This is a genomic window from Ruegeria sp. CI5 (assembly GCF_056536885.1).
The window spans coordinates 1-1,451 of record NZ_JBQFQN010000013.1 but is presented as its reverse complement, the minus strand read 5'-3'; the positions used below and the strand labels follow the sequence as shown (position 1 = coordinate 1,451).

1 protein-coding gene is annotated in these 1,451 nt (G+C 59.1%); it reads right to left on the bottom strand.

Annotation, left to right across the window (positions count from 1 at the left end):
- Positions 1-60 precede the first annotated feature (60 nt).
- Positions 61-1,412, bottom strand: a protein-coding gene (locus ACR0BA_RS18435; RefSeq protein ID WP_480729364.1) for an IS3 family transposase whose coding sequence is annotated in 2 segments (ribosomal slippage) — positions 61-1,076 and positions 1,076-1,412 — 1,353 coding nt in all. Because the reading frame shifts where the segments join, the coding sequence is not laid out codon by codon here.
- Positions 1,413-1,451 lie beyond the last annotated feature (39 nt).

Here is a 1,451-nt window from a genome sequence, read left to right as displayed (position 1 = left end):
GATTTTGGGCCAGTTGGCAGCCTGAGCTAAGAGAGGGTCTGGCTCATCTGGTTAGTTTGATTATGCGGCGGATTTGCGGTGAAGCAAGCGCCGGGTTTCGATGGTCTTCTGTTTGATCCTTTCTCTTTGTCTCAGAATGGTTTGGCCGCGCCCGAAGTAGACATCAGCCGGAGTGAGGTTCTGCAGGCTCTCGTGGTATCGTCGGTTGTTGTAGTGCTCGACGAAGGCGTCGATCTTCTGCCTGAGATCGCCGGGCAGGTAGTAGTTTTCCAATAGGATGCGGTTCTTGAGCGTCTGGTGCCAGCGCTCGATCTTGCCTTGGGTCTGGGGGTGATACGGGGCACCCCGGACATGATCCATCTGCCGATCTTCCAACCAATCGGCCAGTTCGCCCGAGATGTAGCTTGATCCGTTATCGCTGAGCAGCCGTGGCTTGTGCAGAACCGTCGCCCGATCACAGCCTGAAGCCTGCAGGGCCAGGTCCAGCGTGTCGGTGACGTCGCCCGACTTCATCGTCGTGCAAAGCTTCCAGGCGATGATGTAGCGGCTGAAGTCGTCGAGGATGGTGGACAGGTAGAACCAGCCCCAGCCGATGACCTTCAGGTAAGTGAAGTCGGTCTGCCACAGCTGGTTTGGCCGGGTCGTCTTGTCCCGGAACTCGTCGGCCGCCGACACCACCACATAGGCTGGGCTGGTGATCAGGTCATAAGACTTGAGGATGCGATAGACGGAAGCCTCTGACACAAAATACTTTTCTGTGTCGGTGAACTGCACTGCCAACTCGCGCGGCGACAACTCGCTTTCCTTCAGGGCCAGGTCCTTGATCTTCTCGCGCACCAGCTCGGGAATGCGGTTCCAGACCCGTGACGGCCTGGGGCTGCGATCCTCAAGCGCTTCTGGCCCACCCGACAGATACCGGTCATACCAGCGATAGAAGGTGGTTCTGGGGATGCCGAGCTTGTCTAGCGTGCGCTTGGTCGGCAGGTGCGATCCTTCCACCAGCCGGATGATCTCCAGCTTCTCGGATGCAGGGTATCTCATTCGTCGTCCTCCCCATCCGTGATCATGCTTTTTTTGAGCAGCCGCAGTTCCAGGGCCTGCTCGGCCACGACCTCCTTCAGATCGCGTGCCTCTCGGCGCAGATCCTTGACCTCGCCCGACGTCGCCGCACGCGCCGTGGCGCCCGCCAGGCGCTTCTTCCCAGCCTCGAGGAACTCCTTGGACCAGCTGTAATACAGGCTCTGGGCAATGCCCTCACGGCGGCACAGCTCGGCAATGCTGTCCTCGCCCTTAAGGCCATCCAGCACGATCCTGATCTTCTCTTCGGCCGAATACTGTTTGCGGGTCGCTCGACGGATGTCCTTGACGACCTTCTCGCCATGGCTCTGCTTGGTTCCGGGTTTCTGTCTCATCTCCACTCCTTGGTGGTTACGATGTGCCAGAAACCCTCT